Annotated in this window: 29 protein-coding genes; 5 read left to right on the top strand and 24 right to left on the bottom strand. The window is 36.0% G+C overall.

Annotation, left to right across the window (positions count from 1 at the left end):
• Positions 1–67: 67 nt before the first annotated feature.
• From WMO19_RS04090 to WMO19_RS04035, 12 genes are all read right to left on the bottom strand, one after another.
• Entirely contained in the window at positions 68–1,204 is a 1,137-nt protein-coding gene (locus tag WMO19_RS04090) for a sodium ion-translocating decarboxylase subunit beta (protein ID WP_349170302.1), read from the bottom strand.
• 14 nt (positions 1,205–1,218) lie between these two features.
• Positions 1,219–1,686, bottom strand: a complete 468-nt coding sequence (locus WMO19_RS04085) for a biotin/lipoyl-containing protein (RefSeq protein WP_349170301.1) — start codon at positions 1,684–1,686, stop codon at positions 1,219–1,221.
• A gap of 42 nt (positions 1,687–1,728) precedes the next feature.
• Positions 1,729–2,046 carry an OadG family protein gene (locus WMO19_RS04080; protein ID WP_332086875.1) on the bottom strand — a complete coding sequence of 106 codons (318 nt, stop codon included), beginning with the start codon at positions 2,044–2,046 and terminating at the stop codon, positions 1,729–1,731.
• 452 nt (positions 2,047–2,498) lie between these two features.
• Positions 2,499–3,065 carry a manganese efflux pump MntP gene (locus WMO19_RS04075; protein ID WP_349170300.1) on the bottom strand — a complete coding sequence of 189 codons (567 nt, stop codon included), beginning with the start codon at positions 3,063–3,065 and terminating at the stop codon, positions 2,499–2,501.
• A gap of 60 nt (positions 3,066–3,125) precedes the next feature.
• Positions 3,126–3,353, bottom strand: a complete 228-nt coding sequence (locus WMO19_RS04070; RefSeq protein WP_019125490.1) for a glutaredoxin family protein — start codon at positions 3,351–3,353, stop codon at positions 3,126–3,128.
• An 84-nt stretch (positions 3,354–3,437) separates the two neighbouring features.
• Positions 3,438–3,788: an ArsR/SmtB family transcription factor gene (locus WMO19_RS04065; protein ID WP_070611349.1), complete on the bottom strand. Its 351-nt coding sequence runs from the start codon at positions 3,786–3,788 to the stop codon at positions 3,438–3,440.
• 5 nt (positions 3,789–3,793) lie between these two features.
• On the bottom strand, positions 3,794–4,645 hold the full coding sequence (rsmA, locus tag WMO19_RS04060; RefSeq protein WP_349170307.1) for a 16S rRNA (adenine(1518)-N(6)/adenine(1519)-N(6))-dimethyltransferase RsmA: 852 nt from the start codon (positions 4,643–4,645) through the stop codon (positions 3,794–3,796).
• On the bottom strand, positions 4,638–5,189 hold the full coding sequence (gene rnmV / locus WMO19_RS04055) for a ribonuclease M5 (protein WP_288166604.1): 552 nt from the start codon (positions 5,187–5,189) through the stop codon (positions 4,638–4,640). The genes rsmA and rnmV overlap by 8 nt, the downstream gene beginning before the upstream one ends.
• The gene (locus WMO19_RS04050) at positions 5,186–5,950 is read right to left on the bottom strand and encodes a TatD family hydrolase (protein WP_349170299.1); all 765 of its coding nucleotides are present in this window, start codon (positions 5,948–5,950) and stop codon (positions 5,186–5,188) included. Before WMO19_RS04050 ends, rnmV begins: the two co-directional genes overlap by 4 nt.
• Before the next feature lie 8 nt (positions 5,951–5,958).
• A complete protein-coding gene (gene metG, locus WMO19_RS04045) occupies positions 5,959–7,917 on the bottom strand; it encodes a methionine--tRNA ligase (RefSeq protein ID WP_349170298.1) in 1,959 nt (652 codons plus the stop codon).
• Between the two features lie 208 nt (positions 7,918–8,125).
• On the bottom strand, positions 8,126–9,064 hold the full coding sequence (locus tag WMO19_RS04040) for an NAD(P)-dependent oxidoreductase (protein WP_349170297.1): 939 nt from the start codon (positions 9,062–9,064) through the stop codon (positions 8,126–8,128).
• Complete coding sequence (locus WMO19_RS04035) at positions 9,065–9,967, bottom strand: alpha/beta fold hydrolase (RefSeq protein WP_349170296.1); 903 nt, start codon at positions 9,965–9,967, stop codon at positions 9,065–9,067.
• Between the two features lie 128 nt (positions 9,968–10,095).
• Between WMO19_RS04035 and WMO19_RS04030 the strand changes: the two genes are divergently transcribed.
• The 3 genes from WMO19_RS04030 to WMO19_RS04020 all read left to right on the top strand — a co-directional run bounded on the left by WMO19_RS04030 (position 10,096) and on the right by WMO19_RS04020 (position 13,120).
• Positions 10,096–11,661 carry an SH3 domain-containing protein gene (locus WMO19_RS04030; protein ID WP_349170295.1) on the top strand — a complete coding sequence of 522 codons (1,566 nt, stop codon included), beginning with the start codon at positions 10,096–10,098 and terminating at the stop codon, positions 11,659–11,661.
• Between the two features lie 93 nt (positions 11,662–11,754).
• A complete protein-coding gene (locus WMO19_RS04025) occupies positions 11,755–12,327 on the top strand; it encodes an RNA polymerase sigma factor (protein ID WP_349170294.1) in 573 nt (190 codons plus the stop codon).
• Positions 12,320–13,120 (top strand): hypothetical protein, encoded by an 801-nt coding sequence (locus WMO19_RS04020; RefSeq protein WP_349170293.1) that lies wholly within the window; start codon positions 12,320–12,322, stop codon positions 13,118–13,120. The genes WMO19_RS04025 and WMO19_RS04020 overlap by 8 nt, the downstream gene beginning before the upstream one ends.
• A gap of 125 nt (positions 13,121–13,245) precedes the next feature.
• Here WMO19_RS04020 and WMO19_RS04015 read toward each other — a convergent pair whose 3' ends face one another.
• The 8 genes from WMO19_RS04015 to murA form a co-directional block, all read right to left on the bottom strand.
• Positions 13,246–14,094: a DnaJ domain-containing protein gene (locus WMO19_RS04015; RefSeq protein WP_349170292.1), complete on the bottom strand. Its 849-nt coding sequence runs from the start codon at positions 14,092–14,094 to the stop codon at positions 13,246–13,248.
• On the bottom strand, positions 14,087–14,734 hold the full coding sequence (locus WMO19_RS04010; protein ID WP_349170291.1) for a metallopeptidase family protein: 648 nt from the start codon (positions 14,732–14,734) through the stop codon (positions 14,087–14,089). Before WMO19_RS04010 ends, WMO19_RS04015 begins: the two co-directional genes overlap by 8 nt.
• A gap of 83 nt (positions 14,735–14,817) precedes the next feature.
• The gene (locus WMO19_RS04005) at positions 14,818–15,618 is read right to left on the bottom strand and encodes an ATP-binding cassette domain-containing protein (protein ID WP_349170290.1); all 801 of its coding nucleotides are present in this window, start codon (positions 15,616–15,618) and stop codon (positions 14,818–14,820) included.
• Between the two features lie 4 nt (positions 15,619–15,622).
• Complete coding sequence (locus WMO19_RS04000; RefSeq protein WP_349170289.1) at positions 15,623–16,579, bottom strand: ABC transporter ATP-binding protein; 957 nt, start codon at positions 16,577–16,579, stop codon at positions 15,623–15,625.
• Position 16,580: 1 nt separating this feature from the next.
• On the bottom strand, positions 16,581–17,423 hold the full coding sequence (locus WMO19_RS03995; protein ID WP_349170288.1) for an ABC transporter permease: 843 nt from the start codon (positions 17,421–17,423) through the stop codon (positions 16,581–16,583).
• Between the two features lie 7 nt (positions 17,424–17,430).
• Positions 17,431–18,360 (bottom strand): ABC transporter permease, encoded by a 930-nt coding sequence (locus WMO19_RS03990; RefSeq protein WP_349170287.1) that lies wholly within the window; start codon positions 18,358–18,360, stop codon positions 17,431–17,433.
• 66 nt (positions 18,361–18,426) lie between these two features.
• A complete protein-coding gene (locus tag WMO19_RS03985) occupies positions 18,427–19,956 on the bottom strand; it encodes an ABC transporter substrate-binding protein (protein ID WP_349170286.1) in 1,530 nt (509 codons plus the stop codon).
• 20 nt (positions 19,957–19,976) lie between these two features.
• Positions 19,977–21,224, bottom strand: coding sequence for a UDP-N-acetylglucosamine 1-carboxyvinyltransferase (gene murA / locus WMO19_RS03980; protein WP_349170285.1), 1,248 nt, complete (start codon positions 21,222–21,224; stop codon positions 19,977–19,979).
• Between the two features lie 151 nt (positions 21,225–21,375).
• Between murA and WMO19_RS03975 the strand changes: the two genes are divergently transcribed.
• Positions 21,376–22,530: an aminotransferase class I/II-fold pyridoxal phosphate-dependent enzyme gene (locus tag WMO19_RS03975; protein WP_349170284.1), complete on the top strand. Its 1,155-nt coding sequence runs from the start codon at positions 21,376–21,378 to the stop codon at positions 22,528–22,530.
• Between the two features lie 101 nt (positions 22,531–22,631).
• On the opposite strand, the gene WMO19_RS03970 is transcribed toward WMO19_RS03975, so the two are convergent.
• The 3 genes from WMO19_RS03970 to srtB form a co-directional block, all read right to left on the bottom strand.
• Positions 22,632–23,507, bottom strand: coding sequence for a DNA-3-methyladenine glycosylase family protein (locus tag WMO19_RS03970; protein ID WP_349170283.1), 876 nt, complete (start codon positions 23,505–23,507; stop codon positions 22,632–22,634).
• A gap of 45 nt (positions 23,508–23,552) precedes the next feature.
• A complete protein-coding gene (locus WMO19_RS03965; protein WP_288166629.1) occupies positions 23,553–24,182 on the bottom strand; it encodes a redox-sensing transcriptional repressor Rex in 630 nt (209 codons plus the stop codon).
• Between the two features lie 84 nt (positions 24,183–24,266).
• The gene (gene srtB / locus WMO19_RS03960) at positions 24,267–24,995 is read right to left on the bottom strand and encodes a class B sortase (RefSeq protein WP_349170282.1); all 729 of its coding nucleotides are present in this window, start codon (positions 24,993–24,995) and stop codon (positions 24,267–24,269) included.
• A gap of 188 nt (positions 24,996–25,183) precedes the next feature.
• On the opposite strand from srtB, the gene WMO19_RS03955 reads away from it, so the two are divergent.
• Complete coding sequence (locus tag WMO19_RS03955) at positions 25,184–26,653, top strand: APC family permease (protein ID WP_349170281.1); 1,470 nt, start codon at positions 25,184–25,186, stop codon at positions 26,651–26,653.
• Positions 26,654–26,721: 68 nt separating this feature from the next.
• Here WMO19_RS03955 and WMO19_RS03950 read toward each other — a convergent pair whose 3' ends face one another.
• Entirely contained in the window at positions 26,722–26,898 is a 177-nt protein-coding gene (locus tag WMO19_RS03950; protein ID WP_349170280.1) for a hypothetical protein, read from the bottom strand.
• Between the last annotated feature and the right edge of the window lie 7 nt (positions 26,899–26,905).

Genomic DNA, 26,905 nt, shown 5'->3' with positions numbered 1-26,905 from the left:
AAAACCTCCTTTTGTTACATATAACTTGAATTGCATAAATATTCAGCTCACTATGGAGCTGAATGAATTAATGACCGAATAATATTAAGAATGTACCTGCTGCTACGGCTGAGCCAATAACTCCCGCAACGTTAGGTCCCATTGCGTGCATTAGTAAGAAGTTAGTAGGATTATATTTTCTACCTTCAACTTGTGATACACGAGCTGCCATTGGAACTGCTGATACACCAGCTGAACCAATAAGTGGATTTATCTTTCCACCTGTTACAATGTACAAAATTTTACCAAAAATAACTCCGCCTGCTGTTGCAAAGCAAAATGCCATTAGTCCAAGAACAATAATTTTAATAGTTGCAGGTTGTAGGAAAGTTGCTCCGTCTGCAGTTGCTCCAACTGTTGTTCCTAGCATAATAGTTACAATGTTCATTAGTGCGTTTTGTACAGTGTCAGATAATCTATTAACTACTCCAGATTCCTTAAATAGGTTTCCAAGCATAAGCATACCAAGAAGTGGTGCTACATCTGGAAGAAGTAGTGCTGTGAAAAGTACAACTACAACTGGGAAAATAATCTTTTCTAGTTTAGATACTTTTCTTAGTGATGTCATAACTGTTGTTCTTTCTTTTTCAGTAGTAAGTGCCTTCATAATTGGCGGTTGAATCATTGGGATAAGTGCCATGTATGAATAAGCTGCTACTGCAATTGGTGCCAATAGGTGTGGTGCAAGTTGTGATGTTGTAAATATAGCTGTAGGGCCATCTGCTCCACCGATAATACCAATTGATGCTGCTTCTGGTCCAGTAAATCCAAGTTTAACAGCAACGATAAAGGCAACATAAATACCAAATTGTGCTGCTGAACCAAGAAGTAATGAGATTGGGTTGGCAATAAGTGGTCCAAAGTCAGTCATAGCTCCTACACCCATGAAAATTAGGCAAGGGAATAAGTTTGACTTAACACCATTATACATGATTGCCAAAACTCCAGAAGTTTGCCATGGATCTCCAACTTCCATAAGACCTGTCATTGGCAAGTTTCTTAAAAGCATACCAAAGGCAATTGGAAGAAGTAATAGTGGTTCAAATTCTTTTTTAATCGCTAGATAAATAAGAATGAAGGATATAATAAACATTACCACATTTTGCCATTGTAATGATGCAAATCCCGATTCACCTAGAATCCCCTGTAATGTTTCTAATAACATATTCCGACCTCCTATTATTCTACAACTGCTAGCAATGCGTCAGTATCTACTGTTTCTCCAGCTGTTACTTTAAGAGTTACTTTTCCTGCACATGGAGCTACGATTTCGTTTTCCATCTTCATAGCTTCAAGAATAAGAATAACATCTCCAGATGCTACTGTGTCTCCATTATTAACATTAAGTCTAAGAACAGTTCCTGGCATTGGTGAGATTACATCTCCTGCTCCGCCTGATGCTGCAGGTGCTGCTGCTGGAGCTGGTGCTGCAGGTGCTGGTGCTGGTGCTGCTGCTTGAACTGGTGCTGCTGGTGCAGGTGCTGCTGCTTGAACTGGTGCTGCTGGTGCAGGTGCCGCTTGTGGTGCTACTGGAGCTGCAACAGGTGCTGCTGTAAGTGATGCCGGAGTAAGAGATTGGTATCCTCCGCCAACTTTTTCAACTTCTACTTCAAAAACTTTTCCATCTACTTTAACTTGATATTTCATTAATTTCTCCTTTTCATAAATAATAGAATAATTTAAAATAATTTATTTTTTTTCGTTTATAGAAACAATTCTAAAACTTTCAACTCTTGATCTTTCTTGCATGCTAATTGCTCCAACTATCGCTGCTAAAAGTGCAGGGTCCATTGAATTATCAGCCGCTACTTTCTTTGGTGCTGCCTTAGCAGGCGCCGCTACTTGATTTGACTTTCCAGCGTCAGCCTTACCTTGAATACCTCCAACTACTTTAGTAATAATTAGAATTGCTATTAGTAAAGATACAAGGGCCAAGAAAACTACGCATAGTCCTGTCAATGCTACACCAAAGGCCTCTCCCATGGTAAGAGTAACATCTCCTAACATTATCACACCTCCCAATGTGGTTTCATATTACGGAATCCATTCCAGCTTTTAAGAATATTATAACAAAGACCTATGATTAATTCAATTAAAATCTCTATGTATGATTAATCAATCTAAATCTTTTCCAAACTAATTATACATGAAAATATGAGTAAAATAAAGGAAAGCCTTTTTGCATTTTTTTGTCAAATAAACAAATTTTATGAAATTTTTAATATTAATTACATTTGTTAAAAAAAGATTTAATTATGAATTATTTTTTTAGAAAATTTTATTTTTCATGCAAAATCTTTGACTAAATGAAACTTTAATTTTTTTATTCTACTAGAAAATCTTTGCTCTCTTTGTAAAATTTGCTTAAAAATTTTTATCTGATTAAAAATTATTTTCAGCTAAATTTTTCCAATAAAAAACTCTCCAGCCTTAAGGAGGAGAGTTCTAATATTATTAAATTAAAAGGCTAATAATCCTAAATGCTCAACTAAAATTTTTAGTCCTAGAAAAATTAAAATTAAGCCTCCTGCCACCTGTGCCTTGTCCTTTAAGGCAATGCCAAAGGCCCTTCCTATTCTCACTCCAAAAAAGGAAATTACAAAAGTTGTAAGTCCAATTACAAATACTGCAAGAGATATTTTTATCTTCAAGAAGGCAAAGGACACTCCCACTGCAAGGGCATCTATTGATGTGGCTATGGCAAGCATAAATAAGTTTTTAAGATCAAGCCTATCTTCTTCAATTGTGCAAGTTTTGTCCCTTGATTCTCTTATCATATTCACCCCAATAATTGACAAGAGGACAAAGGCTATCCAGTGGTCCACTGCTTGAAGCTTTTCTGCAAAAATTGAGCCCAAGAGATAACCTATATAGGGCATCAATGCTTGGAAGACTCCAAAAAATAATGCAATGACAAAGGATTTTTCTAAAAAATTTTTTCTAATGGAAAGGCCCTTACATATTGCTGCCGCAAAGGCGTCCATGGAAAGTCCCACTCCAATTAAAAATACCGATATTAAATTCATCTTCACTCCCAAAAAAATAGATGCCCCCATAGCATCTATTTTTCTTCTAATTTTTAAAATTTATTTTAATAATTCGTCTAATCTATTTTTGTCGAAGCCAACGATTTGTTCGTCGTCAATGCAGATTACTGGCACACCAGTGTATCCCATTGCCATTAGTTCGTTTCTTGCTTCTTTGTCAGTTTGAACGTTCTTTTCTTCGAAGTCTACTTCTCTTTCCTTTAAATAATCCTTTGCCATTGTGCAATAAGGGCAAGTGTTACTTGTATATACTGTTACTTTACTCATTTTATTCCTCCTCATTACTTACTTTTATTATACTCCATTAGTATAAGTGAAGCAAATTCTTTAAGCTTTTTATGCCTAATATTTTTATAGTTTGTGTTTTGCGTGTTCTAGTCCGTCTTTAAATATACATAGGACGTGCTCGTCGTCTAGGGAATAGTAGGCTCTTCTGCCTATTCTCTTTACCTTTATTAAGTTTTGATTTCTTAAAAGTGCAAGCTGATGTGATATGGAAGACTGACTCATGTCAAGCAAGACTGAAATATCAGATACGCATAGTGGTCCATTCATCAGCGCATAAATAATCTTTATCCTCGTAGGATCAGATAGGGCTTTAAATATTTGAGAAAGTATTTCTATTAAGTCCTCTTCCTTGTTGAAGTTAGAAATATCTTTTTCAACTTTTTTTGAGATTTCATCTATATATTTATCTTTCATTTTTGTTACCCCACACTTTTAAAATTTACACTTAAAACAATAAATTCTTCAAGCTTTAGAGTTTCAGCTCTTCTGCTCTCGTCAATGCCACTTAGTTCTAAGGCTCTTTTTATATCATCTTTTGTGTAATTTAATTTTGAATTGGAAAGAGAATTTAAAATAGTCTTTCTCCTAGTTGTAAAAGCTGCACGAACAACTTTAAATAAAAAGTCTGTGTCAACTTCTTCTCTCTTTTTCATCTTCAAGTTCACAACTGCCGAGTCAACATTGGGCTTTGGCATAAAAACTGAACTTGGCACTTGAAATTTGTACTTACAATCTGTGTAATAATTTATAAAGACAGATAATGAGCCATAATCTTTACTTCCTGGCTCTGCTGCAAGTCTTTTTGCAACTTCCTTTTGAACCATTACTGTAATAGAAATTAAATTTACCTGAGCCAAAATTAATTTTTCAATTATTGGCGTTGTCACATAATATGGAAGATTTGCAACCACCTTAAAGCCCTCGTCGCCAAATTCTTCTTGGCAAAGTTTTTTTAAGTCTAAGTCCAAAAAATCTCCATAAACTACTTTAACATTATCTAGGGCAAGAGTTTCCTTGTGAAGGTCTCTTAACTTTTCGTCAATTTCAACTGCAAGAACTTTTTTTGCCCTGAGAGCCAATTCTTCTGTTAAGGTTCCAACTCCAGGACCAATTTCAAGGACATTGTCATCTTCACTTATTTCAGCTGCGTCGGCAATTTTTCTCACAATATTTCCGTCGATTAAAAAGTTTTGCCCCAGTGATTTTGTAAATCTAAATCCATACTTAGTAAGGATCTCTGAAAGTTTGCTTGGTTTATATAATCTATCTATGGGAATTCACTTCCTTCATAGCCTCTTCAAATTCTTCCCTTGTAATGCCAAAGGAATTTAATTTATGAAGGGTCTTTTTTCCATTTCCATATCCTATTTTTAGGATTTCCGAAAGTTTTTCGCGTCTGGCACTTGCATCTTCAGAATTTATAAGTCTGTTTTCTATTAAATCATCCATAGTGTATTCACTTATGGCATCAGTTTTTGTAGCTCGTGCTGCCTTTAGTGCCTTTAAAATTTCTTCGGCAGAGGCATTTTCCACGCCAATGTCACCATGTTTTGTGGATACACTTTGAGAAAGGTAGGCGTGCTTAGCATTTGGAATTTCATCAGCAATTCTCTTTCTTATTTGAGAACCCATGTAGTCCGAGTCTGTGAAGATGATTATGCCCTTTTTCTTGTCCATTTCTTTTAAAAGATTTATTAAATTTCTGCCAAAGGCAAAGCCGTGAGTGGTAATAACCTCTGCATCCACTGCCTTTTTTATGGCAATCTCGTCGTCACGACCCTCAGCGACAATTACTTCTTTAATTGTCATTTTCATATTCCAAAAAACCTCTTTGTATTTTCTCCAGTAATTTTTTCAAGCTCACTTGCATCCATTTGCCTTAAATCTGCAATGTATTGGCAGGTAAACTTCACAAGCTTTGGCTCATTTCTCTTGCCCCTATAGGGAGCAGGTGTCATGTAGGGACAGTCTGTTTCGAGAAGGAGTCTATCAAGGTCAACTGCCTTGGCAACTTCCTTGGGAGTCTTTGCATTTTTAAAGGTAACTGCACCACCAAGGGCAATGTAGTCGCCCAGCTTTAAATACTCTCTCATCATGTCCACAGATTGGGAGAAACAGTGAATTAAAGCTGTGAAATCATATTTCTCGTGAGCTTCCTTTAAGATGTCAAAGGTATCCTTTGCTGCGTCGCGAGAGTGAATTACAATATTTTTCTTTAGCTTAGCTGCCAGCTCAATTTGCCTCTTAAAAACTTTCTTTTGCACATCTCTTGGAGAGTTGTCGTAATAATAGTCAAGACCAATTTCTCCTATTGCCAGGACTTTTTTGTCCCCCGAAAGTTCAATAAGTCTCTTTTCAACTTCATCATCATAAGTCCTTGCCTCATGAGGATGAACTCCAATAGCTGCGTAAATATTTTCGTATTTATTGGCAAGCTCCACTGACCTCTCAGATGAAGGGAGGTCAGAAGAATTATTTATAACAAGTTCTATTCCATTTTCACCTAAACTCTTTATTATGTCCTCGCGGTCTTCCTTAAAAGCCTCGTCGTCTAAGTGCACATGTGAATCTATCATAGTCTCTCCTAACTAATTTTTGCTCCTGATTTAATGTCAGCTAAAGTTGATGCAAGACTTAAATTTCCTTCATCATCTTCTGCAGCAAGAAGCATACCACTGGACTCAACACCTCTTAATTTAATTGGCTTTAGATTTAAAATCATGAGGATTTTTTTTCCAATCAATTCATTTTTCTTGTAGTATTCCTTTATGCCAGAGACAATTTGCCTATCCATATCGCCTATTTTTAATTTTAGGACATAAAGTTTATCAGCATTAGGATGATCTTCTACGTCAACAATTTCTGCAACTCTAATATCAAGCTTTGCAAAATCTTCTATATTAATTTCCTTTTTTATATCTTCTTCAACTTCTTTATGAGCTTCTGCCATAATTCTAGAATTTAAAAGAGCAGTGTTTTCTTCGTTAAATCTATCAATTTCAGCTTCGATGTCAAGTCTTGGGAAAATAACTTCGCCCTTATTTACCTTAGTGCCATCTTCTATTAAGCCAAAAGTTCTTGCATCTTCCCAATTAATTTCGCCATTTACACCAAGTTGCTCTCTAATCTTTAGAGAAGTATCCTTGATAAATGGATAAATTAAAACAGAAACAATTCTTAAACTTTCTGCCAAGTTGTATAAAACAGTGTTAAGTCTGTCCTTCTTGTCATCATCTTTTGCAAGCTTCCAAGGTTCAGTTTCATCAACATACTTGTTAGATCTTCTGATTAACTTCCAAATTGCTTCTAGGGCAACAGAAAATTGGTAGTGTTCCATGGCTTCTTCCACTTCGTCAATTACAGAAACAGCAAGCTTTTCAAGATCATCGTCAACATCTTCTCTAACGCCCTTGTCTTCAATAACTCCATCATTGTATTTAGAAATCATGGAGACAGTTCTTGAAAGAAGGTTGCCAAGGTCGTTGGCTAAATCAGAATTAAGTCTTTGCATGAATTTTTCAATATTAAAGGACCCGTCAGAGCCAAAAGAAAATTCCCTTAGCAAGAAATACTTAAGAGCATCAACACCATAAAGCTTGATAATTGGCTCAGGATAAATAACATTTCCCTTGGACTTACTCATCTTGTCGTTGTCAAATAAAATCCAGCCGTGACCAAAAACCTTGTCAGGAAGAGGCAAATCAAGTGCCATTAAAATAGCAGGCCAAATAATAACATGGAACCTAATAATTTCTTTGCCAACAAAGTGAACGCCAACTGGCCAATAAGAATTAAACTTTTCCTTGTCAGTGCCATAACAAATAGCAGTTAAATAGCATGCAAGAGCATCTATCCAAACATAGACAACATGCTTGTCATCAAAGGGAACCTTAACTCCCCAATCAAAAGTAGACCTAGAAACAGAAAGATCTTCAAGACCGTCCTTGCCCTCGAAAAAGTTTTTAACCATTTCATTTTTTCTAAAAGCAGGCTCAATAAACTCAGGGTGGTCTTCATAATACTTTAAAAGTCTGTCCTTGTACTTAGAAAGCCTAAAGAAATAAGATTCCTCGTGAGTAAGCTGAGTTGGTCTTCCACAGTCAGGGCAAGTGTGGTCTTCACCAACTTGTGCCTCAGTCCAAAAAGCTTCACAAGGAGTACAATAATAACCTTCATATTCGCCCTTGTAGATGTCGCCCTTGTCGTAAAGCTCTTGGAAAATATTTCTAACATCTTCTTCGTGATCCTCATCAGTAGATCTGACAAAATAATCATAGTCGATATCCATAGTTTCCCAAAGCTTTTTGATATTTTTGACAATGCCATCAACATAATCCTTTGGCTTCATGCCAAATTCCTTAGCCTTAGCCTCTATCTTTTGACCATGTTCATCAGTGCCAGTAGTAAAGAAAACATCGTAGCCTTGCATTTTTTTAAATCTCTTAACGCAATCAACTGCCACAGTGCAGTAAGTATGACCAATGTGAAGATTGTCACTTGGATAATAAATTGGCGTTGTAACATAAAATTTTTTATTGCTCATAAAACCTCCATAAAAAAACCCAATCCCCGGGGATAAGGTCTTGGCAAAATCTGTCAAAATTCCGATTAAAATATATCATAATTAAAGTAATTATAACTGAAATCGCCTATAAAATCAATTTAAGCTATGTAATCAGTATGTTTTATGCACAAAAGAGTTTGCAACTTATTTATATAAATTACAAACTCTTCCCCAATTTATTTTATTTTCAATAGCCCTTGTCGAAGTCTACTATATTTTTGAAGTCGCCGTCGTTTTTTAGGGCCTTTAGGTTTTGGTAGGCTGTTTCAAACTGTCTTCTGCCCAAGTCTTCGCAGGAGAAGGAGATGTGTGGATAGATGTAGACATTATCCATGTCCCAAAGTGGTGATGATTCATCTAGTGGTTCTTCTTCAAAGACATCTAGGGCTGCCCCTCTTACTTTTCCTTCTTCAAGGGCTTCTACAAGTGCCTCTTCGTCAATTGTTGCTCCCCTTGATATGTTTACTATTACTACTCCATCTTTTAGATTTTTAAATCTTTCTCTATTTAATATGTGATGAGTTTTTTCTGTTCCTGGTAGGCACATTATGATGTAGTCCATTTGTGGAAGTATGTGGTCAAGCTCATCTACTGAATAGACATTGTCAAAGGGCTCAACTTTTCTGCCACTGGTGTTAAAGCCATTTAGCTCAATGTCAAAGCCCTTTAGCCTTTTTGCTCCCGCTATGGCAATTGTGCCTGTGCCCAAAAATATTGCCTTCTTGCCATAGAGGTTGTGGGAGAAGCTTCTCTTCTTCCAAAGTTTTTCCTTTTGGTTTTCTATATTTTTTCTGTCTTCCTTATCTATTTGAAGGAGTCCATAGACAATCCACTCAGCTATGGGGTCGTCATAGGCGCCGTTGTTGTTGGATAATATTATTTCCTTTTCTTTAATGTAATTTAAGTCCAAAAAGTCAATGCCCACTGATGTCAAAAAGATGTACTTTAAATTTTTGTGGTCCTTGTAATTTAAATTTTCTAAATTTATTGCGCCAATTAATATGTCTTCGCCATAATCTTCCACTGCATTGGGATTTTTTTCGTCGTAGCCAATTACCTGGTAACCTAATTTTCTTATCGTGTCGCCATATTTTCTTGCCATGCCTTGGCCTAATAGTACTTTCATTTATTCCTCCACAAATTTTTTTATATTTTTTATTACTAAATTCTTTTTGTCAGTCATTACAGAGTGTCCACAATTGTCTAGCTTTTCAAATCTTGCGCCAATTTCATCTGCCAAAAATTTTCCATCCATGTAAGATATTATTTTGTCATCATAGCCATGAAGGACTAGGCTCTTCATTGCAAGACTCCCTCCATGATATTTATAATCTCTCAAGATGCCTGCAACTTCATCTAGATTTCTCTGCCTAATTGCCGATTCAAGGTTTCTCTCAAACTCTTCCTTTTCTGGCAATTTTACATTGTAGATAAAGGTCTTAAATAAAACTCTGATGTTGTCTTTTTTTAATTCTGTACCCGTCATGCCCATGCTGGCAAAACTGTCCTCGATTAAATTCATGTTAAAGGCCATGAGACCCTTGAAAATTTCTAAATTTTTTTGAGGATTTATGAAGTCAAAATTATTTAAATACTCATGAAAATTATTTGTCAAAATATCTGCGCCATTGGTCCTAAAGGGTGCGTAGCCAAAGGGCGCAAGAAAAATTTGATTTTTTATCCTATCTTTTATGTCCTTGTCCCTGGCAAGTTCAAGGGCGACGCCGCCGCCAAGAGACCAGGAGACTAGGGTAAAGTTTTTTATATCCAACCTTAAAATAAATTCCTTGATGTCCGAAACAAAATCATCAATTGAAGTAATTTTATTATTGTAGGAAGACTTGCCATATCCCCTCATGTCAGGGGCAAATATGTGATAGTCCTCTAACTTTTTTATAATTTCAATAAAACAAGAAGATGAGTACATATTTCCATGAATCATTAAAATATTTTTCTCCGATTTGCTTTCATTGTCCAGATAAAAAATTTCCTCGTCATTGAGCTTAATGTATTTTCCTTTTAAGTTCATTTCACCTTCTCCTTCCATATAATTAAATTATAGGCTAAAGGTCTAATTTAGTAAATAGAAGGCATATTGTAAAAATTTTTCAAGTAGCTTATAATTAAGTAATAAAGTATGGATAGAAAGGAGTCTTTATGAGTTTTTTTAGAACACTGCCAACCAAACTTAGCTTTAATACAAGTGAAAAAATTCAAATTGCCAATGCAGAACTCACTAGCGGCGATTTCGCCCTAGCAATTGATGTCTTAAATGCACAGGACTCCTTTGTAACAAACATTGAATTTGCCGTAAAGTTTAAGTCTATTGAAAAGTCCTATCTCTTTAATGGCAGAGAATTTTATTTTTCTCAAGCTGTAAATATTGAGCCCTACACGAGATATTTTTTGGATCCCTTTTTATTAGACGAGAGATTTTATAAGGCAAGGGCTATAGACATTTACATATCAAAGTACACTTGCGACGGAAAGACTTATACCTCTTCAGAAAAAAAATATGACATGAGTCTGCCAGTCATTCCCGAAAAAAAGCGTGCACAAATAAAGGAAACTCTTGGCGAGGGAATAAAAACTTATGGCGAAAACCAAATTGATTTTTGGCGCTGTGCCTGTGGTTTTATAAACGAAAAGGACAGCAGCGAATGTGATTTTTGTGGCAGAAATAAAAGTTTTGTCCTAAATAATTTGACTGAGCCACTTATTAATTCAAAAATTTTAAATGTTCTTGAAAACACCAAGTCAACTTCAGACATAAATTTAAGGACCCTTGAGACTCACTTGACTCAGACAAACCTTTCAAAGATTGCTCCAAACACCGAGAGTCTCAAAGTTGATAGAACTAATGAAGTGACTACAAAAAAACCAAAGAAATTTTCTGCAAAGATTGTGCTTTTCTCCATAGTTTTAATTATTATTTTGTCCATAATCTCTCTATTTATAATTAATTTCGCAGTTATAACTAGAAACGAAAATAAAATTGAGGACGCAAGGGGACTTGCCCTAAGTGGCGAGTACAAAGAGGCACTGGACTTATACAAGGAAGCTACAAAGAAAAAGACCAGTCCAGAAATTTCAAATGAAATGGAAAAACTAAAGAAGTTAGTTCAATCTGATGACTTCTACCAAAAGGGCATAAAACTTTACCAGGAAGAAAATTATATCGATTCAGCCTACAATTTTAAAAAGGTAATTCAAGAAGATGAGAAAAATTATAAGGCAGCTCAAGATAAACTTCTCTCCATAGACAATATAATTTTGAATAAAGTAAAGGACACTTACAAGGAAAATAAAGTAAACGAAGCAATGCTTCTTTTAAATTCCTACCTTGGCGTCGTGCCTGAATCTGCCAAGGCCACAAGCCTAAAAAAAGAAATTGAAAGCAAAAACGCTATTGATATAAACAAAGATAAAGATCAAACAGAAAGTTTTGAAAAAGAAAATGACTACACAGATGCAGCTCAAACTGCAAAAAAATCTTCTGAACTTCTTCACACTTACAGGAATGTTGCCACAGAAAAGGCAAACCTAAGAAAGGAAGCAAGTGTAGATTCTGAAATTATAAAAATTTTGGAAAAGGGAACTGAACTCTATGTCTTAGAGACAAAAATCGAGCAGGGCAAGAGAATTTGGTGCCATGTAGAAGTTAAGTCCAGCATCTCTGGTGAAAATTTGAGGGGCTGGATATCAGATAAGACTTTAAATTAATTTCTCCACTTAGGTGGAGATTTTTTTTGAAAAAAATGAACCTTTTCGCATCCTAAATGGTCTTATAAGTAGATGCATCTAAAGGAGGTTAAAATGAATCCCCAAAAATTTAACATTGAAAATTTTAAAAAATTAAAAAAGGGCGACAAAGATTCCTTTGATCTCCTCTATGAAGAATACTACTTAAGCTTGTACCGAACTGCCCTTCTAATCTTGGGAAATAGGGAGGAGGCAGAAGATGTTCTCCAAGACACCTTCCTTTCTATTTACAAAAACATAAATAACTTGAAGGAATTTAACAAATTGAGACCTTGGATTTTTTCAATTTTAAAAAATTCTTGCTACACCAGATATAAAAATAGAAAGAGAGAATTTCCCGACGAATTTGTTTTGGAAAAGGCTGACTCAAATTTTATTTCAAGTGGAGAAGATGAATTTGTATTAAATAATGAAGTTGAATCAGCCCTCTTAAAATTAAATCACAAGGAAAGAGAAGTCCTAGTCCTCTTTTATTACGACGACTTCTCCATAGAAGAAATTGCAAAAATTTTAAAGACCTTTCAGGGTACAGTTAAGTCTAGACTTTTTAGAGCTCGAAAAAATTTAAAGAAAGAAATAATGAAAGTCGACCAAGACTTTGGCGAGAAGGAGAGTATTTATGAATAATTTTAATAATTTTGATGAGTATATAAAAGACAAATTAGAAAAAAGCGTGGAAAATTCTGCTCCTTCTTCTTACCTCAAAAATAAAATTGACTTAGAAATTAAGTCTAAAGAAGAAAAAGGAGAATTTAAAATGAAAAAGAAATTTATATTTGTGGCTGCCCTTGCCCTTGTCCTTTCAGTGGGAGTTTTCGCAGCAGGAAAAATTACTGGATCAATTTCATCTTCATCTCATAAATATGATTATACAGAGTACACTGACCTTGCCAAGGCAGAAAAAAAGGCAGGTCTTGAAGCCTACGCTCCAGAAAATTTAGGCGACTATAAATTTGACGGAATAACAATTATAAATACTGCAGATGTTGATGAAACTGGTGCAAAGTTAAATAAGAGAAAGACAATTGATGTTAACTACAAAAAGCAAAGAGGAGAAGATTCAGATCACATCACTTTAGCTATAGATAGAATTGTTGAAGGTCACGACCCTATTTCAAGTGCTCCTTACAAGGAGATGAGAACTATTAATGGAGTTGATTTTTACTACTCAGTTTATGACAATTTATTTGTTGGAAGCAAGGAAGACTTAAGTCCTGCTGACAAAGAAAGATTTGAAAAGGATCCTTTCTTTAATGTTGGCATCGGTGGCAAGGGTTCAGACAGAACTGAAGCTGTCTCAACTTACTTAATCTTTGAATACAAGGGCAATCAATATCTCTTACACAATATGAACTTTAGAGATAAAAAAGCAATTGACCCAGATGAATATTTCCAAATGGGAGAAAGTATAATTAAATAATTTTTTCACAGTTAGTTAAAACATTTTTCTTATATATTAGATTCTTATAATTTTTAAAAATCTAAGCACCAAAAAAGGACCCTCGTGGTCCTTTCTTTTTGTCTAAATTTTCATATCAAATAAAATTAATTTGCACCAGACATTTTTTTATACATCTCAATATTTGAGTCATTTAAAAATTCATAGGCTGCATTTATTTCTTGGAATTTTTCCTTGGCGCCCTCTTCCTTATTTAAGTCAGGGTGATATTTTTTTGCCATCTTTCTGTAGGCAAGCTTCACTTCATACTTGTCTGCGTTATAATTTACGCCGAGAGTGTCGCAGGCTTTTTCGTATTGGTCCTTAAACCCGTATCCACCACCTTGCCCCTTTCCGTAGGATCCACCATAATTATTTCCATAAGAGCCGCCTTGATTTTCATAAAAGCCGCCATAACCTTGCTGCCTAAAAAATTCATCAAACTGAGAAAAGTCGTCGAAGGTCGTCCAAGTAAAGCCACCGAAATCTTTAAATCTCTCTCTAAATTCTTCCTCTCTCTTCTTCCTTCTCTCTTCCTCTTGTCTAATTCTTTCCCTTTCTTTTTTCTCCCAATAAGCCCTGCCGTAGCCAGAAATACTTTCGAATTCATTAGCCTTACCAAGGAGATAATGATCTGCCCTGTCGTAGAAAAATTCTGTCACCATGTAGTGTATGTACTTCAAAAAAGATTCTGACACATTGCCAAGTAGGGGCACAATAATAGCCAGCATGATTAGAGTTGAGAGCCACTTATTTTTTGCAAGTCCCTGCCAAGCAAATGGATTTAAAAGTAAAAATATTATCAAGCAGCCGCCCATGGAAATTATATACAAGAACAATCTCCTTACAGCTGAAAATAAATCAACAGCAATATTAACTATTACAATTAAAAAGGTTAAGATGAGGTCAAAAAATTTGCCTAAACCCTTATAAAAATATCCTAAAATTTTATTCATTTTGCTTCCTTTTTCTATATTCTTCTAAAAATTTCTTGTCTTCAATTACAAGTCCCCACTCATTGGCAAGAAACTCCAAGTGATGAGTGAACTCGTGGAGGAGAACTTCCTCTAGCTTTTCCCTTAGGGTCTCCCTTGAGGAAAATCTGTACATGTCCATAAAGGACCCATAATAAATTTTTATCATGTTGCCAAGCATTGACCTTTGGTACTCGCCCATGATAACTAGATCCTCTGCATAGGCTTCCTCGTGGTACTTTGCCTCTTCTGTAAGAATTATACCACCATTAAGATGCTCATAGGCATAAGAAGGTATGGACTCGCAAATTTCTTCCAACATTTCCTGAACTTCGTCGATTCTCTCCAAGTAATAGGGATCATATTTATTTTCATCAAATAAATCCTCATCTTCTTGATTGTCATCTTGAGCTTCCTTTTGAACTTCTTCTAGACTTTCTTCTTGACTCTCCTCAAATTCTTTGTGAGTAAAGTTTTCTTCTTCACTTGAATCATCATCACTTGATTTAAAATCTATTTTCTCTTCTCTTTTGTCATAAATATCCTCAATTATTTCAAGGGGAAGGTCAATATTATTTTCTTGGTCGCTAAAAAAAATTCTTTTGCCCTCTTCATTAAGCATCTTTTCACCTCCAAAATAAAAAACTGTAGAGGCCTACAGTTTTATCTACTTTATCTAATTATAATACCCAGGAAGAAAAATTTCTACACATCTTCCACTTGCGCCAGAGTCTTGCCTGGCACTGATGACAATAATTTTTTCGTGTAGTCCTCTCTTGGCTTTTCAAAAATTTCTTCGGACTCATTATACTCCACGCATCTACCCTTATACATGACCAGGACTTCCTCTGCCACATGCCTTACAACAGAGAGGTCGTGAGAAATAAAAATCATGGATAGACCCAAGTCCCTTTGCAGGTCTTCAAGCAGGTTTATTATTTGTGCCTGAATGGAAACATCAAGAGCAGAAGTTGGCTCGTCTGCCACAATTATTTTTGGATCAACGGCAAGAGCCCTGGCAATGGAAATCCTCTGCCTCTGTCCTCCAGAAAATTCGTGGGGATATCTCTCCATGTGATATTCTGAAAGCCCACAAATTTCCATGGTCTCCAAAACTTTTTTTTCGATTTTCTTTTTGTCCTTCTCGCCTAAGAGATTTCTTATGCCCGATGCAATTATGTCCTTGCACTTTTTTCTGGGGTTAAGTGAGGAATAGGGGTCTTGAAAAATCATCTGCACATCTTTTCTATATTCCTTTAATTCCCTCTGATTTTCCTTTAAGATATTTTTGCCCTTATAAATTATTTCTCCGCTGGCGTCAGGATAAAGTCCCATGATGCACCTGGCAAGAGTCGACTTGCCTGAGCCACTTTCGCCAACAACGCCAAGAGTGTGTGAAGTTTTTAGGTCGAAGGAAATGTCATCAACTGCCTTAAAGCTTTTGCCGCCGCTAATTTTAAATTCTTTATTTAAATTTTTAACTTGTAAAATAATTTCGTCCTTCATTTTATCACCTATACAAAAAGCAGGATACCTTATGACCGTCAATGTCCACTTCTTCAGGAATTTTTTCCTGGCAAATTTTCATCTTCTCGTCACACCTGTCGCAGAAGTAGCAGGATTCTGGAAGATCAATTGGATTTGGAACTGACCCCCTAATTGTGTAGAGCTGGTCCTTTTTCTTGTGAGCAGTAGGTATTGCCCTTATAAGTCCTCTTGTGTAAGGGTGAAGGGGCTTTTTAAATATATCTTCTGCCCTCGCCCTCTCCACGATTTTTCCTCCATACATTACATTTACATAATCTGCAATGTCAGAAACAACTCCAAGATCGTGACTTATAAAAATTATAGAAGTATTCATATCTTCCTTTAATTTTTTCATGAGCTCCAAAACTTCCTTTTGAATGGTAACATCAAGGGCAGTTGTAGGTTCATCTGCTATTAAAAGTTTTGGAGAAGATGAAAGTGCCATGGCAATCATAATTCTCTGCCTCATGCCTCCAGAAAGTTCGTGAGGATAAGAATTGTAGACATCTTCTGCCCTACCTATTTCAACTTTTTTTATCATCTCTAAAGATTTTTCCTTGGCAGTTTTTTTATCCATGTCAAAGTGAGTCCTAAAGACTTCAGACATTTGGTAGCCAATCTTTAGGGCAGGATTTAGTGAAGTCATGGGTTCTTGAAAAATCATAGAAATTTCATTGCCTCTAATGTGCCTTAATTCTTCTGGAGAAGACTCTAAAAGATTTTTTCCTTCAAAAATTATCTCGCCAGAAATTTTTTCAAGAGAGGACTTATCCAAAAGACCCATAATGGCTAGTGAAGTTACAGACTTTCCCGAGCCAGATTCACCTACTATGGCAGTTGTCATTTTTTCACGAGTATTTATATTAACTTTATTTACAGCCTTTACTATGCCTTGGGAGCTTTTGAAAAAAACTTCAAGGTCCTTTATTTCTAATAACATACTACCTCCTGAACTTTGGGTCAAAGGCATCTCTTAAGGCGTCGCCAACAATATTTAAAAGTAAAATCGTTATGGCAATTGCCATGCCTGGGAATAGAGTTATGTGTGGATAGTTTCTAATATAAGCTCTCCCTTCAGAAAGCATTTGACCCCACTCTGCTTCTGGCGGCATAATTCCCATGCCGATAAAGGAAAGGGAAGCTGCAGATAAGATTGCAGTTCCAACGCCAATTGTGGCTTGGACAATTATGGGCGCAAAGCAGTTGGGTAAAATTTCTGCAAAAATTAATTTAAAAGTTTTTACTCCAGCCAGCCTTGCCGATTCAATGTACTCCAAATTTTTTACAGACATGACCTGACTTCTAACTATCCTTGCATAGGAAGGAATAGAAGATAGGGAAACTGCCAAAATTAAGTTTTTCATGCCGCCACCAAGGGCTGCAGCAAGGGCAATGGCAAGGACAAGTTGTGGAATGGATAAGATTGTGTCCATGACTCTCATAATTATGGCATCAAAAATTCCCTCGTAGTAACCTGCCAAGGCGCCAATAATTACTCCAATTACTGTGGAAATAATTACAGATGTGAAACCAATTTTAAGGGAGACCTGAGCTCCGTGAAGGACTCTCGAAAATATGTCTCGTCCAAAATTATCTGTCCCCATTAAGTGGGCCCTACTTGGCTTCAAAAAATTGTCCTTGGGAAACTGCTCTGTGTAGTCGTAGGGTGAAAGGAAATCGGCAAAAATTGCAGCAAAAATAATGATGATTAAAAGAACCAGTGCCACTACTGCAACTTTATTTCTCCTGTAATATTTAAAAAATGTTTTTAATCTCTTTAACATGTTTCACCTACTTGTAGTCTGCCTTTATTCTTGGATTGATAAAGCCGTAGAGGATGTCAACGATAATGGAAATTACAGAATAAACTATGGCTATAAGCATTATTGCCCCAAGAATTATTGGGTAGTCACGAGTTTTTATGGAGTCAACCATTAGCCTTCCAATGCCAGGAATGGAGAAAATTGTTTCTGTCAAAATACTTCCACCAAGAAGTCCACCTGCTTGAAGTCCAATTGTGGTTATAACAGGAATCATTGCATTTTTAAGGGCGTGGACAAAAATAATTTTTGGCTTAGAAAGTCCCTTGGCATAGGCAGTCCTGATGTAGTCCTTGTCCAGAACATCTAACATGGCAGATCTTGTCATCCTCATAATTACAGCTGATGACTGAAAGCCTAGGGCGAACCAAGGCAGGATCATGTGCTTTATGGAAGAAAAACCTGATGCTGGTAAAATTTTTAGCTTTGTTGAAAATACAATTATAAGTAAAAGTCCTGACCAAAAAATTGGCATTGCAAGTCCAACCATGCCTAGGGCAGTAATCATTGAGTCAATAAAAGTATTTTTCTTTAGGGCTGCTATTACGCCAAAAGTTATGCCCATAATTATGGCAACGACAAGGGCGCCACCTGCAAGTTTTAAAGTTGTTGGAAAAACTCTTAATAGGGCTTCTGAAACTGATCTTCCTGACTGATAGCTTTTGCCAAGGTCAAAGTGAAAAATTAAATCCTTTAAGTAATTTCCATATTGAACTATAAAGGGCTTATTTAGTCCAAGACTTTCTCTTATAGCATCAACTGTCTCCTTAGGTGCGTTAGGTCCAGCTGCAGCAAGGGCAGCATCTCCTGGCGACAAGTAAAGGAGCAAGAAAACTATAAAGCTCACTCCAAGAAGTGTAGGTATTAATATTAAAAGTCTCTTTAATACATATTTAGTCATATCTAATCCTTTCTTCTATAGAAAAGACAAAATTCACCAAAGAAGACCTTGGTGAATTTAAAAAAATTATTTTTCTAAAAGTTTTACATCTTTAAGCTCTTGTGGATATTTTGGAAGAAGATCAAGACCTTCTACTTTATTAGAACCAGCAACAAGTGTCTCGCCATAGCAGATGTAAAGCCATGGATATTCTCTATTGATAAGCTCTTGGGCTCTCTTATAGATGTCAGCTCTCTTAGCATCGTCAATAGTTGAAATACCTTCTTTAATTAAATTATCAAGTTCTTCATTTCCAAAGAATGTGACATTTGGCTCCTTACCTTTATTTTCAGAATGGAAAGGTTGGAAAAGTTCATAATGTGCATCTACTATTGATGGGTTCCAACTCATAATAAACATATCATGTTCCTTATTTCTAACAGCATCTACAAAGGCACCCCATTCAAGTCTTTCTACGCTAAGACCAATTCCATAATCCTTTAATTGGTCTTGCATCATTGTTGCAACATTAACTCTTTGTTGGTTGTCAGAAGTATAAATTTTAAGATTTGTTCCCTCTCCAAGACCTGCTGCAGCAAAAAGTTCCTTTGCCTTTTCTTTATTTACTGCATTTGGCTTTAATGAATCTGCAATAGAATATTTGAAGTTAGGGTTTATTGGGCTTGTTGCAAGCTTTCCACTGTTCATGTATACAGTTTCAAAAATTGTCTTAGTGTCAATTGCATTTACCATAGCTTCCCTTGCTTCCAACTTGTCAAAAGGAGCCTTAGCTACGTTAAATCCAATAAAATGAATTGAATTATCTAATCTTCTGTAAAGCTTTAAATCTTTATTTTCTTCTATATTTGAAATTTCTGCAGGGTCAATTTTATAAGCAAGGTCAACTCCACCACTTTCAAGCTCAATAATTCTTTGTGAAGCTTCTGGTATAACCTTCATTTCGATGCCAGCAATTGTTGGCTTGTCGCCCCAATAATTTTCATTTACGGAAAAAGTGGCGTGGTCATTTTGAATCCACTCATCTAAGACAAAGGGACCAGTTCCCATTGGTGCAATAGTAAGATCTGCTCCACCTTCTACATAGGCCTTAGACACTATAGACACTGCTGGATGTGATAGTGAATTTAAAAATGCTGCATCTGGTTCACTTAGTTTAAAGGAAAAAGTTAAATCATCTTCTTTGTTGTAAGAATTTGCGTCAATTTTTCCATAAAAAGATTTGTATCTGTCACTTGCTGCTGCTCTTTGAAGAGTGAAAATTACATCATCAACAGTAAGTGGGCTTCCATCAGAGAACTTAACTCCCTCTCTAAGTTTAATTTTAAAAGTTTGTGGGTCTGGGTTTTCAATTGATTCTGCAAGTGAATTTACCAGTTCACCCTTAGAATTTCTCTTAACTAAAGTGTCATAAACTTGAATTAAAATATTTTCTTCATAGTCATCAGAAAGTGCATTTGGTTCAAGTGTTGTAGTATCTTCTGAAACTGCAACCTTTAAGACCTTGCCTTCCCCTTGGGCTTCTTCTTTTTTATTGGAACAAGCTACCATAAATAGGGATAGGACTAAAAGCATTCCTATAATAAATTTTTTCTTCATTATCATCTTCCTTTCTTTTTCTATACTCTTCTTATATCTGCTCCAAGATTTCTAAATTTTTCTTCAATTTTTTCATAACCTCTGTCAATATGATGGATTTCAGAAATTTCTGTTTGACCTTCAGAAACGAGTCCTGCAAGAATAAGGGCAGCTCCTGCTCTTAAGTCTGTTGCAGCAACCTTGGATCCATATAGTTTACTCTTACCCAATAGTATAGCTTCTCTATCTACTACTTTGATTTTTGCGCCCATCTTCTTTAACTCTTCGGCGTGCATAAAGCGGTTTTCAAAAACTGTCTCGATAACAGAAGATTGTCCATCGGCTTGAGTTAAAAGTGCCATAAATTGCGCTTGTAAATCTGTTGGGAAGCCTGGGTGTGGAAGAGTTTTTATCTCAATTGGCTTTATTTCATCTGAGCCAATTACTCTCACAGTGTCGTCCTCTTCAATTATCTTTGCCCCAGTTTCTTCTAGCTTTGCAATGACAGGCTTTAGGTGAGAAGTAATGATATTTTCGATTGTGATGTCGCCTCCAGTAATTGCCGCTGCCACCATAAAAGTGCCTGCTTCAATTCTATCTGGAATAACTTGGTGAGTGCAGCCTCTTAGCTTTTCCACTCCCCTAATTCTTATAGTTGAAGTTCCTGCTCCCATTACCTTGGCGCCCATTTTATTTAAAAAGTTTGCTAGGTCCACAATTTCTGGCTCCATGGCACAGTTTTCCATTACCGTTTCACCCTCAGCCAAAACTGCAGCAGTCATAATATTTTCAGTTGCACCAACAGAAGGGAAGTCCAAATAAATTCTTGTGCCAACTAATTTGTCGCACTCAGCCTTAATCTCTCCGTGAGTCATTTCTATGTTGGCGCCTAGGGCCCTAAAGCCCTTTAAATGCAAGTCAATTGGCCTTGAGCCAATGTTACAGCCGCCAGGTAGGGAGTTGTATGCCTTATTTAACTTGGCAAGAAGGGGTCCCATGACAAGGAAGGATGCCCTCATCTTGCTCATGAGTTCGTAGTCTGTTTTATAAGAATTGAGTCCAGAAGGGTCGATTATGAGTTTGTTGCCTTCCTTATTTATTTTAAGGCCAAGTTTTCTCAAAACTTCTGTAATTATTTCAACATCCTTAAGCTCAGGCACATCTTCCAAAATAATTTCTTCTGTTCCAAGAATTGTAGCTGCAAGTATAGGTAGAGCAGCATTTTTTGCACCTGATATTCTAACATTTCCCTTTAATGGGCCATTGGGTTTTACTAAAATTTTATCCAAAAGGATTCCTCCTATATATTATTTATAACGATTATTATTTTATCTATATTTATTTAATTATATCATAGACATCTTGAATGTTTAAGGAATTAAAAGCATGACCTTAAATAAAAAAATTTTGTGTTAAGATATTATTGATGGAGGAAGAAATATGAAAGAATTTATCCAAAAAAAATATAAAAACATTAAAGAGTCTCTTTATTCCACTGACTATTCAAACATATATCCTGACTTTATAAATTTTGGTCTAGGCGACCCAGACCTTAGGACAGACGATATGATTATAAAGGAATCCTACGACTCACAGATGAAGGGCTACACTCACTACGCAGATCCCCAAGGCTACCTTGGACTTAGAGAGGAAATCGCCAAGGCCTACTGGGAAGACTATGGAGTAAGCTGCGACCCCAAGGAAATTTTAATTACCATGTCTGGCACTGAAGCCCTTTATATAATTTTAGAGGCAATAATAAATCCAGGCGACGAAGTTATTGTGCCTTCACCCTACTTTAGCGTCTATCCCGACCAAATTGAAATGACAGGGGGTCTGCCAGTAATTTATGAAACAAAATTTGAAAATGAATTTAAGCTTGAGCCAATAGAAATTGAAAAATTAATCACTGCAAAAACTAAGGCCCTTATAATAAACACACCTAACAATCCAACGGGTGCAGTTTATAGTGACGAGACTCTAAGAGAAATTTATGAAATGGCAAAAAAATACAATATTCTTGTAATTTGCGACGACATCTACACAATTTATTCCTACGAAAGCAAATTTAAGCCCATGATTGCATACGACAAAGAATTTAAAAATGTAATTTCAATAACTTCTATGTCCAAGGACTTTGTCATGACTGGTTGGAGGCTTGGTGCCATACTTGCTAATGAAGAACTAATAAAGACCATGACCTACATTCACGAGAACATAGTCTATTCAGTGCCAACAATTTGCCAGCACGCAGGTGCCCTTGGCATTGCCAATAGAAAGACCATTTGCCCACCCCTATATGAAGAGTACAAAAAGAGGATGTATCTCGCTTACGAGAGACTAAAAAAACTAAAGCATGTGGAAGTTTTAAGACCCCAGGGAACTTTTTACATCTTTCCAAAAATTTCTGTGCCAGGCATGACTACAAAGGAAGTTCTAAGGGAAATATTAGAAAAGGCCCATGTAAATTTAATTGACGGCGAAGCCTTTGGACCAGGAGGAGAGGGCTTTATAAGAATTGCAGTAACAGTCAATAAGGACAAAATAAATGAAGCTTTTGATAGGATAGAAAGGCTAGAAATTTTTAAAAAATAATACTGAAGCGAAATTCAGTATAACAAATGCAAAATAAAAGCTCTTAGAAGAATATTTGAAATTTATATTCCTCCAAGAGCTTCTTTGTTTTTAATTTTTTATTACTTCCCCAACTTGTTTTCTCTGCCATAATAAAATAAATATTGATTGGCAAAGCCTGCGTTTTTGCCAAAGACTTCTCGTCCTCTCAAGGCAATTTTTGATTTTGGTGTAACTTCTTTTAAATAAAGTTCTTCCATAACTCTCTTTATCCAAACATCAACGGGGAAGGACTCCTTTCTGTCAAAGGCAAAGAGAAGGATGCAGTCGGCAACCTTTGGTCCAACTCCAGGTAGAACTTGAAGGGCGCATCTGGCATCTTCAAGGTCCATCTTGTCGATTTCATCTATATTTACAATGCCATCCTTTATTAAATTTGCCGTCTCAACTATTCTCACATCGCGAAAGCCAACTCTTGCAAATTCTCGAAGGTCTTCTGGCCTTGCTAGAGATAATTTTTCGGCACTTGGAAAGGAATAATATTTTCTATTTTCATCTTCACCAAGATAATCTCCATACATTTCAGAAATTTTTTCTATGGCATTTTTTATTCTCGGTATTTGATTATTTGCAGAAATTATAAAGGAAATAATTGTTTCAAACTTGTCCTGGTTTAAAATTCTTATGCCTTTTCCATATTCCGTTGCATTTTTCATGACTTCGTCTCTTGCAAGCTCTTCCATTACAAGTTTGTAGTCCCGAGAAAGGTCAAAGTAATTATAAAAAATTTCGTCAAAGGAAGCCTTGTCCACTCCCCTTAAGAAAATTTCTCCCCCAACTTTTTTTGCATTGGCAACTTTTCCATGAGCTATAAAGGTAAAGGATCCGTCAGCTTCTTCATACCACCTAAAGGCTTGACCGCAGGTGAAAATATCTCTTGGGTCAAACTCCTCCAATTCACTTATTAGGCAAAGATCTCCATCAAAATTTATCTTCATTAAAAAATTCTCCCATAAATAAAAAACCTATTAATAAATAATAGGTCAGCTAATTTCTTTCATAAAATAAGAAAGGGTTAAAAGAGAGTCGTTAAGTCTAATATTTTCAACAACTACACCTTCAGGTCCCTTTAAATCGTAGGGCGCAAAATTCCAAATTCCCTTAACGCCTGCATCTATAACTTTTTTTGCCACTTCCTGGCAAAATTCCTTGGGCACAGTTATTATTGCAACATCAACTTTCTCATCTCTTATGTATTTTTCCATGTCCTTCATATTCCTAACCTTGATGCCACTTATGTCTTCCATGTCCTCTTTGACATCAAAGAGAGAAATCACATTAAAGCCAGAATCTCTAAAGCCCTTGTACCTTGCAATAGCTTGGCCAAGCCTACCTGCACCTATGACTATGCTCTTGTAAGACTTGTCAATGCCGAGAATTTTATCCACTTGTTCCTTTAGAGCCTTGGTGTTGTAGCCATAACCCTGTTGGCCAAAGCCGCCAAAATTATTTAAGTCCTGTCTAATTTGTGACGCAGAAAAGCCAGTGATGCGGCTAAGCTCCTTGGAAGAAACTCTCTCAATACCACTGTCAATTAATTCTTTTAAATATCTATGATAAACTGGCATTCTCCTTATAACCGTTTCAGAAATGCCCCTTGCGTTCTTAGGCAAATTTACACCCCCAATTGTTTATATTATAACAATCTTTGCTATTTTTGTAAATTGAGGCACTTTAAAATTATAAAAATTTAAAATTTATTCTTCTACTAATTTTCCCTGGACCACAAGTCTTGTGTCCTTTGGAGAACAAGTTTGTAGGGTTAAAATATCTTTAAATTCACTGGGGACTTCTGTCTTTAATATATTTCTCTCTTTGATGTAGGTGAGAAGTTTTTCTCCATCTTCTTCTGAATATTTTGGACTTCTAAATTCATCATAAGGTCCTGCCTCATACACTGCAAAGATTTGGTATTTCTTGTAGCCAGCCTCAGAAAAAATTTCAATAAATTTATTTTCTTCGAAAAATCCATCTTCCTCTAACTTGTGAAGCGCTTTAAAATTTCCACCGCGATCATTGTTGTGGCCATAAATAATTGTGTTTTGGTCAGAAAAATTTTCCTCGTTTCTGTAGTCCATGAAAATTGCTCCAAAGACATTGTAGTCATTCTTGTAATTATGATTTAGGTAATATTTGTTGTCACTGCCCTTTACTATGGGATAATCTATTTCTGTCCCGTCCACTTTTATCCAGCCAATTACTGACTCATAGTCTTTTTGAAGTGCCTCAATTTTTTCCCTTGCTTCCTTATCCTTATTGTCATCAGCAAGCTTTTCTTCATTAGGTTTTTGAAACTTCTCCTGCACTTCCCTTGTAGCAGTCTTATATTCCTTGTCAGCCTTGTTGTAACTATATATTCTATAAAAGCTTGTGGCTAAAATTACTATTAAAATTATTTCTACTATACTTAAAATTTTATTTTTCATCTTTTCTCCTTTAGAAAATCTAAATGTTACCTATATACTTACCTGATTTTAATACAAATAGTCAAGGAAAATAAAAATTAAAGAAAGAAATCTTTGCAAATTTGACATCTCAAGTCTTTTTAAATTATTATTATAATATAGTTTCACATAATAAAGTAGACTTAAAACTTTTGACAGAGGTGTTTATTTTGAAAGAAGACAAGTATCAGGAAATGAAAAAAAGAATTCCAAATATAAAAAATATAATGAGAATAAGACAAAGCAGAAAAAAAGGTGACATGGGTTATCTTGATTTTTTCATGCTTGGTTTTGGGTCTATGGTTGGAGTTGGCTGGGCAGTTTCATCTAACCACTGGATTGCTCAAGCTGGAGGTCCCATCCCTGCCTTTTTAGGTTTTATAATCGCCACCCTGCTTTTGATACCAATTGGCTTGTGTCATGGTGAACTTCTCGCCACTCTTCCTCAGGGAGGCGGCGTCTTAGTTTATACCAACAAGGCCTTTGGGAGAAATTTATCCTTTATATCATCATGGTTCTTGGCACTTTCTTACTTGACAATACTTCCTTGGGAGGCAATTTATATAAACACCATCCTCGAAAATTTGATTCCTTTGCTCTCAAGTTCAAGAGTCCTTTATTATGTAGTAGGTGCTCCCATAAAAGCATCTTCCATCCTTCTTGGAGTCATCCTAGCCCTTTTATTATTTTTTATAAACTTTAAGGGGTCTGATTTTGCTTCAAAGCTTCAGTCTATACTTTCTATTTTAATAATTGTAATAGGAGTAATAGTAATTATATTTTCTTTTAAGGCAGGTAATGCCAATAATTTGTACCCCCTTTACCAAAATGTAGGCGAGGGCAGTCACTCCTCACTTTTTGGCGGGATAATAGCCATTGTTGTAATAGTTCCCTTTTTTATGTCAGGCTTTGACACTATTGCACAGTCTGTGGAAGAAACTTCGCCAGATAAGAAATTTAAAAATGTGGCAATTGCCATGGTCCTTTCCATAGTTGCTGCAGGAATTTTTTACTCACTTGTAATACTTTCAACAGCTAGCGTCTCCAATTGGCAAGAATATTCTCTCGCCAGTCCACCTGCCATGGGCTATTTACTTCAAGAAGCTTATGGTGGAAAGCTAGGCTACATTCTTTCAAAACTAATTATAATAGGAACTTTGGCAGGACTTTTTTCCACTTGGAACGGAATGTTTATGGCATCGGCAAGACTAATCCAATCAATGGCAAAAAATAATTTAATTCCAAAAATTTTTGCCAAGGAACACGCCGAGTATGGAACTCCAGTAACTGCTCTAGTTTTTTGCTTTATTTTTGCTGCCATAGGTCCCTTTGTGGGCATGAACTTAATAGACCCCTTAACTAGTCTAGGTTCAGTTTCCTTTGTCATTGGCTGGTTCTTAACTTGCCTGTCCCTTGTGGTCTTAATAAACAAGGACAAGGAGTATTACACATCCTTTAAGGCACCTGGTGGAAAGCTAACTATTTATCCAGCAATAATAATTTCTGCTGTAATTGTCATCTCAACCTTTGTTCCAAAGACTCCTGCCTTTATGGGCTACACTGCCTTGATTATTTTCTTCTTTTGGTTGTTTTTGGGCCTTGCCTTTTTAAAATTTTATAGTAAAAAAACTAACCAATAAAAAAGCAGAGACAAAATTTATCTCTGCAAGTATTTTTAATTTATTGGTAGCCCTTTTCCCTCTGTCTCTTAAATATAAACTCCTACTGCCAAGATTATTGTAGAGGGAACCATTATGATGCGACCAAATAATTCCAAGAAGTTTTCCAAGTTTTTTTCTTCTCTATAGTCCTTTAAATTTTTTGGGATTCCCAAAGCCAAGCCAAGTGCCACAAGTAAAAATCCTAAGAATTTTAAAATTTTCACCTTAATC

The organism is Peptoniphilus hominis (ex Hitch et al. 2025) (genome assembly GCF_040096015.1).
Classification (GTDB): domain Bacteria; phylum Bacillota; class Clostridia; order Tissierellales; family Peptoniphilaceae; genus Peptoniphilus_A; species Peptoniphilus_A hominis.
This window is presented reverse-complemented; position numbering and strand designations above follow the sequence as displayed.

Bases quoted from the DNA above. Each gene is read 5' to 3' on its own strand.
- WMO19_RS04010 (WP_349170291.1), bottom strand. From the start codon at position 14,734: ATGCTTAATGAAGAGGGCAAAAGAATTTTTTTTAGCGACCAAGAAAAT.
- WMO19_RS03970 (WP_349170283.1), bottom strand. From the start codon at position 23,507: ATGAAGATAAATTTTGATGGAGATCTTTGCCTAATAAGTGAATTGGAG.
- WMO19_RS04075 (WP_349170300.1), bottom strand. From the start codon at position 3,065: ATGAATTTAATATCGGTATTTTTAATTGGAGTGGGACTTTCCATGGAC.
- rnmV (WP_288166604.1), bottom strand. From the start codon at position 5,189: ATGAAAATGACAATTAAAGAAGTAATTGTCGCTGAGGGTCGTGACGAC.
- WMO19_RS04065 (WP_070611349.1), bottom strand. From the start codon at position 3,788: ATGAAAGATAAATATATAGATGAAATCTCAAAAAAAGTTGAAAAAGAT.
- WMO19_RS04085 (WP_349170301.1), bottom strand. From the start codon at position 1,686: ATGAAATATCAAGTTAAAGTAGATGGAAAAGTTTTTGAAGTAGAAGTT.
- WMO19_RS04020 (WP_349170293.1), top strand. From the start codon at position 12,320: ATGAATAATTTTAATAATTTTGATGAGTATATAAAAGACAAATTAGAA.
- WMO19_RS03985 (WP_349170286.1), bottom strand. From the start codon at position 19,956: ATGAAGAAAAAATTTATTATAGGAATGCTTTTAGTCCTATCCCTATTT.
- WMO19_RS04040 (WP_349170297.1), bottom strand. From the start codon at position 9,064: ATGAAAGTACTATTAGGCCAAGGCATGGCAAGAAAATATGGCGACACG.
- WMO19_RS04070 (WP_019125490.1), bottom strand. From the start codon at position 3,353: ATGAGTAAAGTAACAGTATATACAAGTAACACTTGCCCTTATTGCACA.
- srtB (WP_349170282.1), bottom strand. From the start codon at position 24,995: ATGAAAAATAAAATTTTAAGTATAGTAGAAATAATTTTAATAGTAATT.
- WMO19_RS03990 (WP_349170287.1), bottom strand. From the start codon at position 18,360: ATGACTAAATATGTATTAAAGAGACTTTTAATATTAATACCTACACTT.
- WMO19_RS04015 (WP_349170292.1), bottom strand. From the start codon at position 14,094: ATGAATAAAATTTTAGGATATTTTTATAAGGGTTTAGGCAAATTTTTT.
- WMO19_RS04050 (WP_349170299.1), bottom strand. From the start codon at position 5,950: ATGATAGATTCACATGTGCACTTAGACGACGAGGCTTTTAAGGAAGAC.
- WMO19_RS04030 (WP_349170295.1), top strand. From the start codon at position 10,096: ATGAGTTTTTTTAGAACACTGCCAACCAAACTTAGCTTTAATACAAGT.
- WMO19_RS03995 (WP_349170288.1), bottom strand. From the start codon at position 17,423: ATGTTAAAGAGATTAAAAACATTTTTTAAATATTACAGGAGAAATAAA.
- WMO19_RS04005 (WP_349170290.1), bottom strand. From the start codon at position 15,618: ATGAAGGACGAAATTATTTTACAAGTTAAAAATTTAAATAAAGAATTT.
- WMO19_RS04000 (WP_349170289.1), bottom strand. From the start codon at position 16,579: ATGTTATTAGAAATAAAGGACCTTGAAGTTTTTTTCAAAAGCTCCCAA.
- WMO19_RS03975 (WP_349170284.1), top strand. From the start codon at position 21,376: ATGAAAGAATTTATCCAAAAAAAATATAAAAACATTAAAGAGTCTCTT.
- WMO19_RS04025 (WP_349170294.1), top strand. From the start codon at position 11,755: ATGAATCCCCAAAAATTTAACATTGAAAATTTTAAAAAATTAAAAAAG.
- WMO19_RS04080 (WP_332086875.1), bottom strand. From the start codon at position 2,046: ATGTTAGGAGATGTTACTCTTACCATGGGAGAGGCCTTTGGTGTAGCA.
- metG (WP_349170298.1), bottom strand. From the start codon at position 7,917: ATGAGCAATAAAAAATTTTATGTTACAACGCCAATTTATTATCCAAGT.
- WMO19_RS04090 (WP_349170302.1), bottom strand. From the start codon at position 1,204: ATGTTATTAGAAACATTACAGGGGATTCTAGGTGAATCGGGATTTGCA.
- WMO19_RS04035 (WP_349170296.1), bottom strand. From the start codon at position 9,967: ATGAACTTAAAAGGAAAATACATTAAGCTCAATGACGAGGAAATTTTT.